This is a genomic window from Alkalihalophilus lindianensis (assembly GCF_032843265.1).
Classification (GTDB): domain Bacteria; phylum Bacillota; class Bacilli; order Bacillales; family Bacillaceae_D; genus Alkalihalophilus; species Alkalihalophilus lindianensis.
Genome location: NZ_JAWJBA010000739.1, coordinates 1 through 250 on the forward strand (window position 1 = coordinate 1; position 250 = coordinate 250).

General features: G+C 48.0%; 1 protein-coding gene. It reads left to right on the forward strand.

The window, feature by feature from the left end; translation table 11 throughout:
- Positions 1-250, forward strand: a 250-nt coding sequence (locus RYX56_RS24145; protein ID WP_317124354.1) for an aldehyde dehydrogenase family protein, incomplete at both ends; no start/stop codon positions are given.

Below are 250 nucleotides of genomic sequence, written 5' to 3' on the forward strand. Positions count from 1 at the left end.
GTTCTTACTAGTGAAATGGGAAAGGTCATTGAAGAGGGAAGAGGCGAAGTACAAGAAGCGGTTGATATGGCATTTTATATGGCTGGAGAAGGACGGAGGCAATTTGGTGACACTGTGCCATCGGAGCTGCGCAATAAATTTGCAATGAGTGTCCGCGTTCCGATTGGTGTTGCCGGCCTGATTACTCCTTGGAATTTCCCAATTGCGATTGCTTCCTGGAAATCGCTTCCGGCACTTGTCACAGGAAATG